At 39.0% G+C, this 14,524-nt stretch carries 11 protein-coding genes; all 11 read left to right on the top strand.

What is annotated here, in order from left to right:
* The 11 genes from coaD (at nucleotide 1) to nifJ (ending at nucleotide 14,524) form a co-directional block, all read left to right on the top strand.
* Entirely contained in the window at nucleotides 1–495 is a 495-nt protein-coding gene (gene coaD / locus IGI50_RS08480; protein WP_438776730.1) for a pantetheine-phosphate adenylyltransferase, read from the top strand.
* Nucleotides 485–1,528 carry a SepM family pheromone-processing serine protease gene (locus IGI50_RS08475; RefSeq protein WP_438777582.1) on the top strand — a complete coding sequence of 348 codons (1,044 nt, stop codon included), beginning with the start codon at nucleotides 485–487 and terminating at the stop codon, nucleotides 1,526–1,528. Before coaD ends, IGI50_RS08475 begins: the two co-directional genes overlap by 11 nt.
* Before the next feature lie 106 nt (nucleotides 1,529–1,634).
* Nucleotides 1,635–2,240 (top strand): helix-hairpin-helix domain-containing protein, encoded by a 606-nt coding sequence (locus IGI50_RS08470; protein ID WP_438776729.1) that lies wholly within the window; start codon nucleotides 1,635–1,637, stop codon nucleotides 2,238–2,240.
* 395 nt (nucleotides 2,241–2,635) lie between these two features.
* The gene (locus IGI50_RS08465; protein ID WP_438776728.1) at nucleotides 2,636–3,583 is read left to right on the top strand and encodes an MFS transporter; all 948 of its coding nucleotides are present in this window, start codon (nucleotides 2,636–2,638) and stop codon (nucleotides 3,581–3,583) included.
* A gap of 369 nt (nucleotides 3,584–3,952) precedes the next feature.
* Nucleotides 3,953–4,444 carry a ComE operon protein 2 gene (locus IGI50_RS08460; RefSeq protein WP_218255586.1) on the top strand — a complete coding sequence of 164 codons (492 nt, stop codon included), beginning with the start codon at nucleotides 3,953–3,955 and terminating at the stop codon, nucleotides 4,442–4,444.
* 122 nt (nucleotides 4,445–4,566) lie between these two features.
* Nucleotides 4,567–6,669 (top strand): DNA internalization-related competence protein ComEC/Rec2, encoded by a 2,103-nt coding sequence (locus IGI50_RS08455; protein WP_438776727.1) that lies wholly within the window; start codon nucleotides 4,567–4,569, stop codon nucleotides 6,667–6,669.
* Nucleotides 6,670–6,765: 96 nt separating this feature from the next.
* Nucleotides 6,766–7,794 carry a DNA polymerase III subunit delta gene (gene holA / locus IGI50_RS08450; protein WP_438776726.1) on the top strand — a complete coding sequence of 343 codons (1,029 nt, stop codon included), beginning with the start codon at nucleotides 6,766–6,768 and terminating at the stop codon, nucleotides 7,792–7,794.
* Nucleotides 7,795–8,261: 467 nt separating this feature from the next.
* The gene (locus tag IGI50_RS08445) at nucleotides 8,262–8,711 is read left to right on the top strand and encodes a flavodoxin (RefSeq protein WP_010744904.1); all 450 of its coding nucleotides are present in this window, start codon (nucleotides 8,262–8,264) and stop codon (nucleotides 8,709–8,711) included.
* Between the two features lie 29 nt (nucleotides 8,712–8,740).
* Complete coding sequence (locus IGI50_RS08440; RefSeq protein ID WP_438776725.1) at nucleotides 8,741–9,577, top strand: sulfide/dihydroorotate dehydrogenase-like FAD/NAD-binding protein; 837 nt, start codon at nucleotides 8,741–8,743, stop codon at nucleotides 9,575–9,577.
* Nucleotides 9,570–10,979: an NADPH-dependent glutamate synthase gene (gene gltA / locus IGI50_RS08435; protein ID WP_438776724.1), complete on the top strand. Its 1,410-nt coding sequence runs from the start codon at nucleotides 9,570–9,572 to the stop codon at nucleotides 10,977–10,979. Before IGI50_RS08440 ends, gltA begins: the two co-directional genes overlap by 8 nt.
* Nucleotides 10,980–10,990: 11 nt before the next feature.
* Nucleotides 10,991–14,524 (top strand): pyruvate:ferredoxin (flavodoxin) oxidoreductase, encoded by a 3,534-nt coding sequence (nifJ, locus tag IGI50_RS08430; RefSeq protein ID WP_438776723.1) that lies wholly within the window; start codon nucleotides 10,991–10,993, stop codon nucleotides 14,522–14,524.

Here is a 14,524-nt window from a genome sequence, read left to right as displayed (position 1 = left end):
ATGAAACGAATTGCGCTTTTCCCTGGTAGCTTTGATCCTTTGACTATGGGTCATCTTGATACAATTGAACGGGGAGCAAAATTATTTGACGAGTTAATCATTGGCGTTTTTGTGAATACAACGAAAAAAAGTTACTTCACGTCAGAAGAGAAGCTTGAGGTTGTGAAGGAGACCGTAGCACACATTCCTAACGTACGGGTGATTGGTCAGGAAAATGAGCTGACAGTTAATGTCGCAGAGAAGCTCGGAGCAAAATTTTTGCTGCGGGGCATTCGAAGTGTCAAAGATTATGAATATGAAAAAGAGATTGCTTATATGAATCATCATTTAGACCATAAATTAGAAACAGTTTTTTTGTTAGCAGAACCGAAATACAGTCATATTAGTTCTTCAATTTTGAAGGAAGTCTGGGCCTTTAAAGGAGATATTAAAGAATATGTGCCTGATGCAGTCTATCGGGCGTTGGAAGAGAAGCGTGAGAATAGTGAAAAATAATAAACTCGTCAAACGATTATTACTTATATTTTTAGCATTAGCAGTGGTGGCTTGTGTGATTGTACCGATTCCTTATTACATCGAGGAGCCAGGAGAGACAATCAATTTAAAAGAGTTGATTACAGTCAATGATAAAAAGGATGAAAACAAAGGATCTTTTAGCTTAACCTCAGTTGGTATACGTCGAGCAACGGTTTTTACAGCTCTAAAAGCAAAAATTGAACCTTTTCATGAAATTATTTCTGCTGATGAACTGACAGGCGGTGCTAGTGATGACGAATATATGCAGATTCAAAAATTCAATATGGAAACGTCTCAAAATTTTGCAATTGAACAAGCTTTAAAATTAGCTAATAGACCTTATAAAATGGAGTACAAAGGGGTCTATGTACTAGGTGTAGAGAAAAATTCAAATTTTGCTGGAAAAATTAGTGTTGGTGATACGGTTACAAAAGCAGATGGAAAAACATTTACCAGCAGCGAAGATTTTATGAAGTACGTAAAATCCCAAAAAGTCGGTCAAAAAATGAAAGTGACCTATACACATGATGGCAAAACAAAAGAAGCTACCGAGAAGTTGATTAAATTACCAACAGATAAAAAGCCCGGGATTGGAATTACTTTAACTGATCACACGGAGATTGACTCGCAGGATAAAGTGAAGGTGGATGCTGGTGATATCGGTGGACCTTCTGCTGGCTTAATGTTTACACTAGAAATTTATGAACAGCTCGTTGACAAGGATCTGCGTCACGGTGAGAAGATCGCTGGGACTGGAACGATTAATTCTGAAGGAGAAGTCGGAAGAATTGGCGGGATTGATAAGAAGGTCGCTAGTGCAGCGGCGGATAAAAATAAGGTCTTTTTCGCTCCTGATGATGAGATTACAAAAGAAATGAAGGAAGCACAACCAGGTATTAAATCCAATTATGAAGAAGCCAAAGCAGCAGCTAAAAAGCTGGATACAGATATGAAGATCGTTCCAGTGAAGACAGTGAAGGATGCTTTAAAGTATTTGGAATCAATGAAATAGAAGTCATTAAGGATGTTAGATAATAAATCTAACATTCTTTTTTTTTGAGAAAAAATAGACCGAAAAATGAGGATCGTTTGCGTAACTTATTGGAAAGGAGGTAGTTATGAAAGAGTATTTAAAAAAGTATCCTTACTGGCTAGCAGTACCGACTATTCTTACAGTTATTCTTTTTTTCTTCTTTTCCAGAACATCTGAAGAAGAGCTAACAGATCCAGCCGTTTTTTCTTCAGAGAGCAGTAGGGTAGAGACAAGTGAATCTATCAATCAAGAGTGGTATGTCGATGTCAAAGGAGCGGTCAAAAAAACAGGAATGTATCGTATTTCAAAAGGTATGCGTTTAATGGATGCTATTGATCTTGCAGGTGGGTTTACAGCTGAGGCGGATCAGAATCAGATCAATTTTTCAAAGCTTTTGTCGGACCAAGAAATCATTTATGTACCTAAAGTTGGAGAGGAAATTCCTAGATTAAAAGAAGCAACAGTAGAGTCAGATGGATCAATTGGAGGGGAATCTCAAGAAAAGATCAACATCAACACAGCAGATGCGACAGAATTGCAGAAATTATCAGGAATTGGTGAGAAAAAGGCGGCGGATATAATCAAATATCGAGAGGAAAATGGCAGTTTCAGCACGATCGATGATCTGACAAAAGTATCCGGTATTGGTGAGAAAACGCTTGAAAATTTAAAGGACTCAATTACAATATAAGAAAGAATATGGCGTTTACAAAAAGTGCTCGAAAAATTCCATAGTCAGGAGATGAGAAACCATGAAAATGATTCGATACCCTTGTTAAAACGAATCTCAAAAAAATGTTCGAGGACCTCCCTGAAATAGTTTTGCTCAAAAACAAAAGGGAGGAGAAAAAATGATACCATTTAATGATAAGTTATTGTATTGTTACAAATTTATGAGTCATTGTCTGCCAATTTATGCATTTTACACGCTCTTGTTTATTGAAAGAGGGATGAGTATATCTGAGATTGCTATCCTTGTTTCTCTCTGGAGTGGGTTCAGTATTTTATTTGAAATACCCTCTGGTATATTGCCGATCGATGGAGCCGTAGAAATATGTTGGTTATTGCTTCATTTGTTGAAGGTTTTTGTTTTTTATCTGGTCTTTTTCTCAATCATTCAGTTTGTTTGCTGTTGGTTTTTTCTTTTGGGCCATTGGAAACGCTTTTGTTTCTGGCACAGAGGAAAGTCTAATCTATGATAATCTGAAGAGTAAAAATCGTGAAGACCAATTTAGCAAAATCTATGGCAGGAGCCGTTTTTTCGCAAACGTTGGAAATTTGACTGGCATTGTTATTAGCGGTGTTTTAGTGACTTTTTTTAGCTTCGCGGAAATTTCTCTTTTGTCTGCATGTATCTGTCTCATCAACGCGTTGCTTGCCTCAAAACTTGAGGAGAAAAATTATTATGCAAGTCAATTAAATGACTCGACGATTGCTATTCATAGAACATTTAAGGATGCGGCCCAGCTCTTTAGGAACAGCACTCTTTCTCTGCTGACTGTCTTTTTTCTTATTCTGTTTTCTAGTCTTGTAAGTTATCTTGATGAGTTCGATGCGTTGATTGTACGCGACTTAAAGGCGGATTACTACTGGGTGAGTGTTTTGTTAACTGTGCGATTCATTTTTATTGCTTTAGGGGATTTGTTAGCCCCCAAAGTTGATAAAAAGTGCAGATCAATTCGATGGATATTTATTTTATATGGCTTTGCAGGCGGTTTCTTAGCGGTCTTCACTTTTCTTTGGCACACTTATGCTGTTGTGACTTTCGGTGCCTCAATGATGATCATGTCTATTTCCGAAGTGCTATTAATCAAGTCGCTACAAGAAACAATCACTGATGAAGGCAGAGCTACGGTAATGTCATTTTACGGATTGGGACAAAATGTAGTAATGATCCTCTTTAGCCTAATCTACGGCCTATTGGCAAAAATAATATCTATACAAACAATTTATTGTCTTATTTCAGGTTACGCATTGTTCGGAGCATTAGTTTTTTTCTTCATTTTTAGTAGAAAAAGAATAATCGACGATTAAAATAAGTGTATGTTTTGTAGACTAAATAGTTTTAAGTGATAACTTATCCTTGTAAGGTACGAGTTATCACTTTTTTGTCGCCAATAAATGTGAAGGAATGTTTTTACATTAGCATAATAATCATTGCTAATACTTGTGAATAAGAAGCAAACAGGTTCGTTTGCGTACTTTGATATAAATGAATACCATAGGCGGCATTGGCTAAGAATCGGTAAAAAATAGAATGTGTAATATTTAGTAACACTGGAAAAATGGCAGTTTTCCTAAGAGTGAGAGGGTGATGAAAGTAGCCAACATCGACGAAAAGATGCTTGAAAATTTAAAGGACTCGATTACAATATAAGAAAGATCGAAAGAGAGGGTAAAAATTTGACGACTGAAAGAATACCTTGGGACCAATATTTTATGGCGCAAGCTGTTTTATTATCATTGAGGAGTACATGTACCCGTTTAGAAGTGGGTGCTACAATCGTTCGTGATAAACGCATCATCGCAGGAGGTTATAATGGTTCTGTCAGTGGAGATGTACACTGTGTTGATGATGGTTGTTATGTCGTAGATGGTCATTGTCTTCGCACGATCCATGCGGAAATGAATGCATTGCTACAATGTGCCAAACTAGGTATTGCAACGGATCAAGCCGAGGTGTATGTAACTCATTTTCCTTGTCTACAATGTACAAAGGCGCTCCTGCAGGCCGGCATCAAGAAAATTCATTACTTGAAAGACTATCGTAATGATCCATATGCGATTGAGTTGATCGATCAAGTAGGAGCGAGTGCACATCAAGTACATCTAGAAAGTAAATATTTTACAAAACTTCAGCTAGGAGAAGATGCTGCCACATTACCAAACCCTTAGCTTCTTTTCGTAATTTTTTAATTGTACCGATTCTACTAGCGATTTTGCTTGCTAGTCTGATCTATCAGTTTAATGGTTGGTTATTTTTACTAGCAACTATTTTATTGATTCGACTTTGCTGCATGAAAAGCCACAAGATGCTTTTGTTGGCTTTTTTATGCAGCATTTTTATTGGTTTACGAACGTATTATTATGTAGACCAGTTTTCGGAATCTTCAGAATCTATATTAAATAAAACCGTCCATATTCAATCTGATTCGATCACTGTTGATGGCAGTTCCTTAAAAATGATCGGGAAAGTCGATGGTAAAAAGTACGTGCTTTATTACTCATTGAAGTCTCCAGTTGAAAAACAACGTTGGACTGCTAATCAGCCGCCAAATCTAGGACTAGTTAGCGGAGAATTGGAAACGTTTGATATAGCAAGAAATCTCAAAGGCTTTAATGCAAAAGCCCATTACCAAAGTCTTGGTTTCCAAGGAATTCTTCAAGTGAATTCATTAACGCAACTTGATCGAAGAGGATTTAACCTGAGTGATTTACGACAGCAGTTGATTTTTCGCATAGATCAAAGGTATTCTAACCGACTTGCCAGCTACCTTAAGGCTTTGGTAATTGGCTACAAGGATGCGGCATTCACAGAATATACATCAGCTTACAAAGCGTCTGGACTGTTACATTTATTTACTTTGTCAGGAATGCATATCCAATTTTATTTGGGAGGCGTTCATTTGCTGTTGAAGAGAGCGCGTTTAACAAGGAACTCGCGTTTCATTTTTTTAAGTTGTATCGGCGTATTATTCATTCTTTTGACAGGTGGCGGTTTTAGTACAATTCGAGCGGTTTTAAGCTTTATCATTGGTTTTGTCTGTCAGACTTTTGATATTTTACTTTCTAAACTAGATCAATGGAGCATAATGCTGTTCCTATTAGTTTTAAGCTTTCCATTAGTTCTTTGGTCTGTAGGTGCTCAGTTAAGTCTGTACTTTGCTTTGATACTATTATATTTAAACGATTTGCCTATTCACACGCGGAAGCAGACGCTCGTCTTCTCTGTTTTATCTTTGCCAATATTGATTTTTAGTTTTAGTGAATGGAGCATAATTGGCGGTGTACTAACTCTACTGCTATTTCCAATTTTTGAATGGATTATTTTACCTGGATGCTTACTACTTTTTCTAGGCTGTTTTGCTCCAATACCGAAAATACTAAGTAATACGATAGAGTTTTTCTTTTTACTTCTTGAGAAATTTTTGCAGGTCTTTACTTTCCCTAATTTCACGATTGGAAAACCATCATTTTTTCTATTTCTTCTTCTTCTAATAGTAGTTCTTTTGATTATTGATCGGTTAAAATATCATCAGAGCATTTATCTTTTTTTGATCACAGCTTTTTTTCTTCTCGGCTCAATCTCTATATCAACCAACGGTATAGTAGCCTTTGTTGATGTGGGACAAGGGGATAGCATTTTTATCAAGCTTCCTTTTAAACGAGAAACTTTTTTGATAGATACTGGTGGAAAATTAACTTTTAAACAGGACAATTGGCAGAAAAGGCAATCAAAACATCTCTCTGACTATAATTTATTGCCATTTTTAAAATCGCAGGGGTGTCGCAAGATTGATCATTTGCTGGTGACTCATAATGATGCGGATCATATGGGTGAGTTAGTTCATGTACTCGATGAAATAAAAGTGAAAAATCTTTATTTGGCTCGAGGGTCGCAAAAAGAGTTACAGAGCATGATAAGAAAAATTAGAGGGACAAAGATTCATCTGATAAAGCAAGGAGATACTGTCGGAAACTACTTAAAGATTCAAATATTGTCACCGAAAAAAAGTGAAGGCAAGAATAATGATTCTCTTGTCACTTATTTTCAATTAAATAAGAAGCGCTTTTTATTAACAGGAGACTTAGAAATATCCGGTGAAGAGGACTTGCTGAAGAATTATCCGCAATTGAAAACAGACTTTCTCAAAGTTGGGCATCATGGCAGTAATACTTCGACGAGTGAAGAGCTGTTGGAAAAAATCACTCCTAAATATGGTATTATTTCTGTAGGTAAAACGAACCGCTATGGTCATCCCACAGAGGAAACTTTAGAAAAGTTAAAGAAACATCAGATTCGAATATTAAGAACTGATCAACACGGGATGATCTACTATCAATGGTCAGCGGTGACGAAACGAGGAAGGGTTAAAGTCATGATAGATTTTCCGGAATAAACGTGGTAGCATGGAAAGTTGAAGCTTTTTCTCTTTGTGAGTAGAAGAATGATCAGCCTATTTTTATAGTTTTGAATACAAGTTAGGAGTAGTTACATGAACACACAGGAAGCTATTCAACAGATTAGAAATGAACCATTAAAACCGGTTTATTTGATTACTGGAACGGAAGATTATTTGATTCAGGAAATTCGGCAAGCTTTTATGGATCGAATGAAAAAAGATGATTTAGAAGAATTAAATTTTATGTCCTTTGATATGGAAGAAAATGGTTTAGGTGCGGTGATTGATGAGGCTGAAACCTTGCCTTTTTTTGGTGATTATCGATTGATTTTTGTTGAGAAACCTTACTTCTTAACAGGAGAGAAAAAAAGCAATGTGCCAGACCAAGACGTTGATGGATTAGTAGAATATCTGAAGCAGCCATTAGACACATCGATTGTTGTTTTTTGGGCGAACTATCCCAAACTGGATGCTCGGAAAAAAATTACAAAAGCACTGAAGAAAACCACTATTGTTGACGCAGCTCCTTTGCAAGAGCGAGATCTTCGCAGCTTCCTACAGCGCTATATTAGCAACGAACATGTGAAAATTTCAAAAGAAGCATTTGATCTATTTTTACGCTTAACAGACTTTGATCTTTCAAAGGCGATGAATGAAATTGAAAAATTACTTCTATTAGCTGGTGAGGGAGGCACTATCACTCTTCAACTAGTAGAGGATTTGGTACCAAAGACATTGGAACATAACATTTTTGAATTGACTGAACGAATTTTAAAGGGAGACACAGAAAAAGCTTATCAAACTTACGAGGAATTACATTTGCAAGGGGAAGAAACGATCAAGCTAACGGCAATATTAATTGGACAGATTCGATTGCTTTTGCAAACAAAAATTTTACAAAAAACCGGTTATCAGCAAGCTAATATTGCAGAAACGTTAGGTGTCCATCCTTATCGAGTGAAATTAGCAATGCAACAAGTCGCGAAATTTCCACTAGAATTACTTGTATCGATGTATGATGAGTTGGTTGAAAACGATTATGAAGTGAAGACAGGACAAGCAGATAAAGAAATGAACTTTCAATTGTTCATTCTAAAAACAACCGAAAAAATTAAAAAATAGAAAGAATTTGAACCGATTATTTTCCCATATTTATAGGTGATAAACGCGAAAAAGAGAGCTGATAAACAAAATGTTTTGTTTTATCAGCTCTTTTTTGTCATTCTTAGAAAGCGATACCTTTATGATAGTTTCAGAAAAAATACAACTTTTTTTCTTGTGAAGCATAAGGGAGATAAAAAAACACGAATAGGGAACTGTTTATCGAAAAAATTAGAATAAAAATCTCTCAGCAATGTTTAATAATTCACTATTTTAAGGTATGATAATACCAAGGTGTTAATTACCTAAAACAAAGAGATTGAAGAAACCTTGTGAGAATTACTCTCAATTAGAAAGCCATCAGTTGATGGATCTGATTTTGAAGTTAGAGGTACAAAAGTTCTTATTTCAAAGTGATAATAGTCAGCTCGTCTGACTTTATATATGCACCACAAATGTATAAACCCAAAAAAGAAAGGATGAACAAAATGACACTAGCAAAAATCGTTTATGCAACCAACACAGGAAACACAGAAGGAATTTCTGAAATTTTGGAGGATGCTTTTGAAGAAATTGGCGTCGACGTTGAACGCGTTGAAGCGGATGATGCAGAAGCAGATTTTTATGAAGATGCGGATATCTGTGTCCTAGCTACTTATACCGATGGAGATGGTGAACTGCCGTTTGACTTAGAAGATTTACATGAAGAATTACCTGACGAAGATCTATCAGGAAAAATTTATGGTGTAGTAGGAAGTGGAGATAGCGAACTGTATCCAGATTACTTCTGTCATGCAGCAGTTGCATTTGATGAGGCTTTTGCGAAAACTGGAGCGAAAAAAGCAGCGGAAACAGTGAAAATTGAAAATGAAGCTGATGATGAGGATGAAGAAGTATTGAAAGCATTTGTGAAAGCTTTGGTAGAAGCAGCGGAATAAGGGTCACCTGGGAAGAATGGAGTGAGATTTTGTTTAAAGTATTAGAACGCAAGGAACTGGCGCCAACTGAATATGAAATTTTAGTTGAGGCACCACGAATTGCCAAGAAAGCACAACCAGGGCAGTTTGTGATCTTGCGAATCGACGAACAAGGTGAGCGGATTCCGCTAACTGTCGTGGATACGGACAAAGAAGCGGGTTGGGTACGCTTAATCTTTCAAGTGATCGGCAAATCAACTGCCCAGCTCGCTACTGTTATGGCTGGAGAAGCCTTAATGGATATTGTTGGACCACTTGGTAAGGCAACGGATATCGAAAATTATGGGACCGTTCTCTTAGTTGGCGGTGGCGTTGGAATCGCGGCATTATTCCCAATCGTTAAAGGATTAAAAGAGGCGGGTAATCGTGTGATTACTGTTCTCGGGGCGAAAAATAAGGAGTTATTGATTCTGCAGGAGGAATGCGCACAGTATTCTGACGAACTGATTTTGATGACAGATGATGGCTCTGTGGGTCAAAAGGGTCTAGTAACTCAGGCAATGGAAGAGGTCTTCAAACGGGAAGACATCTCAATGGCTTGGGCAATTGGACCAAGTATCATGATGAAGTTTTGTACACTCACAGCACAAAAATATGATGTACCTATCTATGTCTCATTGAATCCGATCATGATTGATGGAACGGGGATGTGCGGAGGCTGTCGTGTAACTGTGGCGAACTCTATTAAATTTGCTTGCGTTGATGGACCAGAATTTTTAGGCGAAGAAGTCGATTGGGATGAATTCGTCAATCGGATGCAGCAATACCGTCCGGAAGAATTACTGGCGAATGAAAGCTATGAAAAGCAGGTGAATACAAATGGCTAAACGCAGTTATACAAAAACCCCGATGCGAGAACAAGCACCTGAGGTTCGAAATCAGAATTTCGACGAGGTCGCTTTAGGCTATACGTTAGAAGAGGGACAATTAGAGGCAAGCCGTTGCTTGCAATGTAAAAATGCGCCTTGTATTACAAATTGTCCCGTAATGATTGATATCCCTGGCTTTATTAAAGCAATCGAAGAAGGCGATATGCCATTAGCCTACGAGATTTTAAGTCGTTATACGAATCTACCAGCAATTTGTGGGCGTGTTTGTCCACAGGAAAAGCAATGTGAGATGGTATGTCGCTTAGGACGATCGAAAAAATTTGAACCAGTAGCGATCGGAAAACTGGAACGCTTAGTGGCGGACTGGGCTTTAGAGCAACCAGTAGAATATAAGGAAGTCACTGGCGATAAGGGTAGAGTTGCAGTTATTGGATCAGGACCTTCCGGGTTAACGGCAGCTGGAGATTTGGTGAAGCTGGGGTACGATGTGACTGTTTATGAAGCATTGCATGCGCCAGGTGGCGTACTCACATATGGAATTCCAGAATTCCGTTTACCAAAAAGTACTGTGAAGAAAGAAATTGAACGAATCGTCGCTCAGGGTGTGAAAATCGAAACCAACGTGGTCGTTGGAAAAACAATTACAATGGATGAGATTCTTTCCGAATTTGATGCGTGCTATTTATCAGTGGGAGCAGGTGCCCCTAGATTCCAAGGAATCAAAGGAACATCATTAAACGGTGTCTACTCTTCAAGTGAGTACTTGACACGTGTAAATCTGATGCATGGTTATCAATTTCCAACCTACGATACACCTGTTCAGAAATCGAAAAATGTCGTTGTCATTGGCGGCGGAAATGTAGCGATGGATGCAGCACGTTCTGCCAAACGTTTAGGTGCTGACAAAGTTTCTATCGTGTATCGTCGGTCATTGGAAGAATTACCTGCTCGTGAGGAAGAATATCATCACTCAGTAGAAGAAGGAATAGAGTATCATTGGTTAAGCAATCCTGTTGAATACATGGATGATGGCGCTGGGCGATTAAAGGCGGTCAAGTGTGTTCGGATGGAATTGGGCGAACCGGATGAATCGGGACGTCGAAGACCAATCGTTATTCCAGGTAGTGAATTCATTATTGAAGCAGATACAGCAATCGAAGCAATCGGACAAGGAGCCAATAAAGTCTTATTGGACACTTTCCCTGAACTAGCACTAAATAGATGGGGATATATTGATGCGGATGAGGAAACTTGTGCGACGTCAATTCCAGGAGTTTTCGCCGGTGGTGACATCGTTACAGGTGCGGCAACCGTCATCTTAGCCATGGGTGCAGGGAAAATAGCAGCAAATGAAATTGATCAGTATATTCAAAAGACAAGACAGGAGCAATTGGTTTAAGCGAGGTGCAAATGATGAAAACTATGAAAACGATGGATGGAAACACTGCGGCAGCCCATATTTCTTATGCGTTTACGGAAGTTGCCGGAATCTATCCAATCACGCCTAGTTCAACAATGGCAGAAGTCGTTGACGAATGGGCAGAGCAAGGTCGCAAGAACATTTTTAATGAAACAGTAAAAGTGGTTGAAATGCAATCAGAAGCAGGAGCTGCCGGAACCGTTCACGGATCTTTGAAAACAGGTGTTTTAACTACAACATATACCGCTTCACAAGGTTTGCTGCTGATGATTCCGAACATGTTTAAGATTGCTGGTGAATTGTTACCTACTGTGTTTCACGTAGCAGCACGTGCAGTTTCTACGAATGCATTAAGTATTTTTGGAGATCACAGTGATGTAATGGCAGCTCGGCAAACAGGTTTTTGTATGCTGGCTGAAGGTGGCGTTCAGGAAGTAATGGATTTGTCTGCCGTTGCCCATTTAGCGAGTATTGAGGGCAAACTGCCTTTCATGAACTTCTTCGACGGGTTTAGAACGAGTCACGAACTGCAAAAAATTGAAGTGATTGACTATGAAGATCTAAAGGCAATGATGAACTGGGAAGCGTTAGCTGATTTCAGACGTTTAGGGATGAATCCAAATCGCCCAAATGTATCTGGTACCGCACAAAATCCAGATATTCATTTCCAACAAAGAGAAACAGTGAATCGTTATTATGATGAAATGCCAGCAATTGTCCAAAAATACATGGGCAAGATCAATGCATTGCGCGGTACAAATTATGATTTGACGAATTATTACGGAGATCCCGAAGCGACAGAAGTAATCATTGCTATGGGATCAGCTTCACCAACGATTCAGCAAACAGTAGATTATTTGAATCAGAATGGTCGAAAGGTCGGCTTTTTGGATATTCATCTATATCGTCCATTTCCAGCAGAGAACTTATTGGAAAAATTACCGACAACTGTAGAGAAAGTAGCTGTCTTGGATCGGACGAAGGAACCAGGTTCTGATGGAGAACCATTGCTCTTAGACGTCCAAAGCGTGCTATATCGTCATACAAACCGTCCAATCGTTATTGGCGGTCGCTACGGTATTGCTTCAAAAGACGTAACGCCAGATCAAATCGTAGCAGTTTTTGATCATTTATTATTACCAGTTGCTGATATGAAACAGCGGTTTACTGTGGGGATAAATGACGATGTAACAAATCTTTCTCTTCCAATGAGTAGTGTATTAGATCTGACACCAAAATCAACATTCCAAGCAAAATTCTGGGGACTTGGTTCAGATGGAACAGTTGGAGCAAATAAACAAGCAATCAAAATTATCGGGAATAATACCGATTATTATGCGCAGGCTTATTTCTCTTATGATTCTAAGAAATCAGGGGGCTTAACAAATTCTCATCTCCGTTTTGGGAAAGAACCAATTCTTTCTACCTATAATGTGGAAGCCGCTGATTTTGTCGGTTGTCATAATAGTGCTTATATTCATCAATATGACCTAGTCAAAGGATTGAAAGATGGTGGGACCTTCTTACTGAACACAGTTTGGGATGAGGAAAAGGTCAAAAAATTATTACCAAGTCGAATCAAACGTTATTTAGCAGAGCATCATATTAATTTTTACATCATCAACGCAATGGAGATCGCTCAAAAAACGGGACTTGGCGGTCGGATCAATCAAGTAATGTCAACAGCTTTCTTTGAGTTAACAGATATTATGGATCATGAGACCTATCTGCCGCTGCTTAAAGCAGAAGTAGACGCAGCCTACGGGAAAAAATCAAGAACAATTGTTGAACGAAATTGGCAGGCGATTGATGCTACTGTAGCTGAACTGAAAAAAATCGAAATTCCAGCCGAGTGGGCAACGATTGAAGTGAAAACACTTGTTGATGACGAAGATCAAAATAAACCAGCCTATATTCGTAATATTTTAGAACCAATCAATCGTCAAGAAGGCAATCAGCTTTCAGTGGGTGATTTGATTGAAAATGGTATGTTGGGCGGTGTAATGCCTTCTGGTACTGCTGCTTATGAAAAACGTGGTATTGCTTTAGAGGTTCCAGAATGGATTCCTGAGGCTTGTACGATGTGTAATGAATGTGCCTTTGTTTGTCCTCACGCAGCGATTCGTCCGTTCCTTGCAGACGAGGAAGAGATGGAAGCAGCACCTGAAGGATTTATCACTCGGGATATGCGCGGAAAAGATGGTTTCAAATATCGTATTCAAGTGTCTTTAGAAGACTGTACCGGTTGCGGACTCTGTGTAGAGGCTTGTCCTGCAAAAGAAAAAGCATTGGTTATGAAGTCATACGAAGAACAAAGAGAACAAGCGGTAAATTGGGCATTTGCGATGACCCTGCGTCAAAAAGCAAATCCGGCCAAGAAATTTTCAGTAAAAGGTTCTCAATTTGAGCAGCCCCTACTTGAATTCTCAGGCGCTTGTGCTGGCTGTGGTGAGACTCCTTACGTGAAGTTGCTAACTCAGTTATTTGGTGATCGAATGATGATTGCTAACACCACTGGATGTTCTTCTATCTGGGGCGGTTCTGCACCAGCTACACCATATACGGTCAATCAAGAGGGCTGCGGTCCTGCATGGAGCAACTCGCTCTTTGAAGACAATGCTGAGTATGGTTTAGGTATGCATATGGCCAATGAAACGAAACGGAATCGTTTGGCGAACAAAATCTCCAAAGCGCTAGAAAACGGTGTTGGGACAGAGGATACAAGAGCACAGCTACAAGATTGGTTGAATCACATGTTGGAAGGTGAAGGCAGCCAGCAGCGTGCGGCTAAGTTGCGTGCTGTTCTAAGCGAAGAAACAAATGATGAGTTACAATCCATCTTAGCTGATAAAGATATGTTTGCTAAACCTAGTCAATGGATCATTGGTGGAGACGGTTGGGCCTATGATATCGGCTTTAGCGGAATCGATCATGTTTTAGCATCTGGTGAGGATGTAAATATCCTTGTAATGGACAATGAAGTGTATGCTAATACTGGGGGACAGATGTCGAAGGCTACGCCATCAGCTGCTATTGCAAAATTTGCAGCGGGTGGTAAGAAGACGAAGAAGAAAGACCTTGGTATGATTGCTATGACTTATCGTGATGTGTATGTCGCACAGGTTGCGATTGAAGCAAATCCGACACAAGCATTAAAAGCAATCCAAGAGGCAGAAGCTTACCCAGGACCATCATTGATTATCGGCTATACACCATGTATCAATCATGGAATACGTGGCGGAATGAGCCAGTCAATCGAAGAATCGGTTAAAGCTGTAGAATCCGGCTATTGGCCGCTTTATCGTTACGATCCAGTCCGAGCACAAAAGGGCAAAGACCCAATGCGCATCGACTTCAAGAAAACAGACTTCAGCAAGATGAATGCCTTCTTAGAAGGGCAAACACGCTTCTCTGCGTTGCATAACATCAAGAAGGATGATTCCGTAGTAGAAGAAATGTTGAATCAAACAGTTGAAGACATGGAAGAACGAGTGAAGAGCTACACTGAATTATCTAACAAGTAA

Source organism: Enterococcus sp. DIV0170, assembly GCF_051710765.1.
GTDB classification, from domain to species: domain Bacteria; phylum Bacillota; class Bacilli; order Lactobacillales; family Enterococcaceae; genus Enterococcus_A; species Enterococcus_A raffinosus.
This window is presented reverse-complemented; position numbering and strand designations above follow the sequence as displayed.

Bases quoted from the DNA above. Each gene is read 5' to 3' on its own strand.
- coaD (WP_438776730.1), top strand. From the start codon at position 1: ATGAAACGAATTGCGCTTTTCCCTGGTAGCTTTGATCCTTTGACTATG.
- IGI50_RS08470 (WP_438776729.1), top strand. From the start codon at position 1,635: ATGAAAGAGTATTTAAAAAAGTATCCTTACTGGCTAGCAGTACCGACT.
- IGI50_RS08455 (WP_438776727.1), top strand. From the start codon at position 4,567: ATGAAAAGCCACAAGATGCTTTTGTTGGCTTTTTTATGCAGCATTTTT.
- holA (WP_438776726.1), top strand. From the start codon at position 6,766: ATGAACACACAGGAAGCTATTCAACAGATTAGAAATGAACCATTAAAA.
- IGI50_RS08445 (WP_010744904.1), top strand. From the start codon at position 8,262: ATGACACTAGCAAAAATCGTTTATGCAACCAACACAGGAAACACAGAA.
- gltA (WP_438776724.1), top strand. From the start codon at position 9,570: ATGGCTAAACGCAGTTATACAAAAACCCCGATGCGAGAACAAGCACCT.
- nifJ (WP_438776723.1), top strand. From the start codon at position 10,991: ATGATGAAAACTATGAAAACGATGGATGGAAACACTGCGGCAGCCCAT.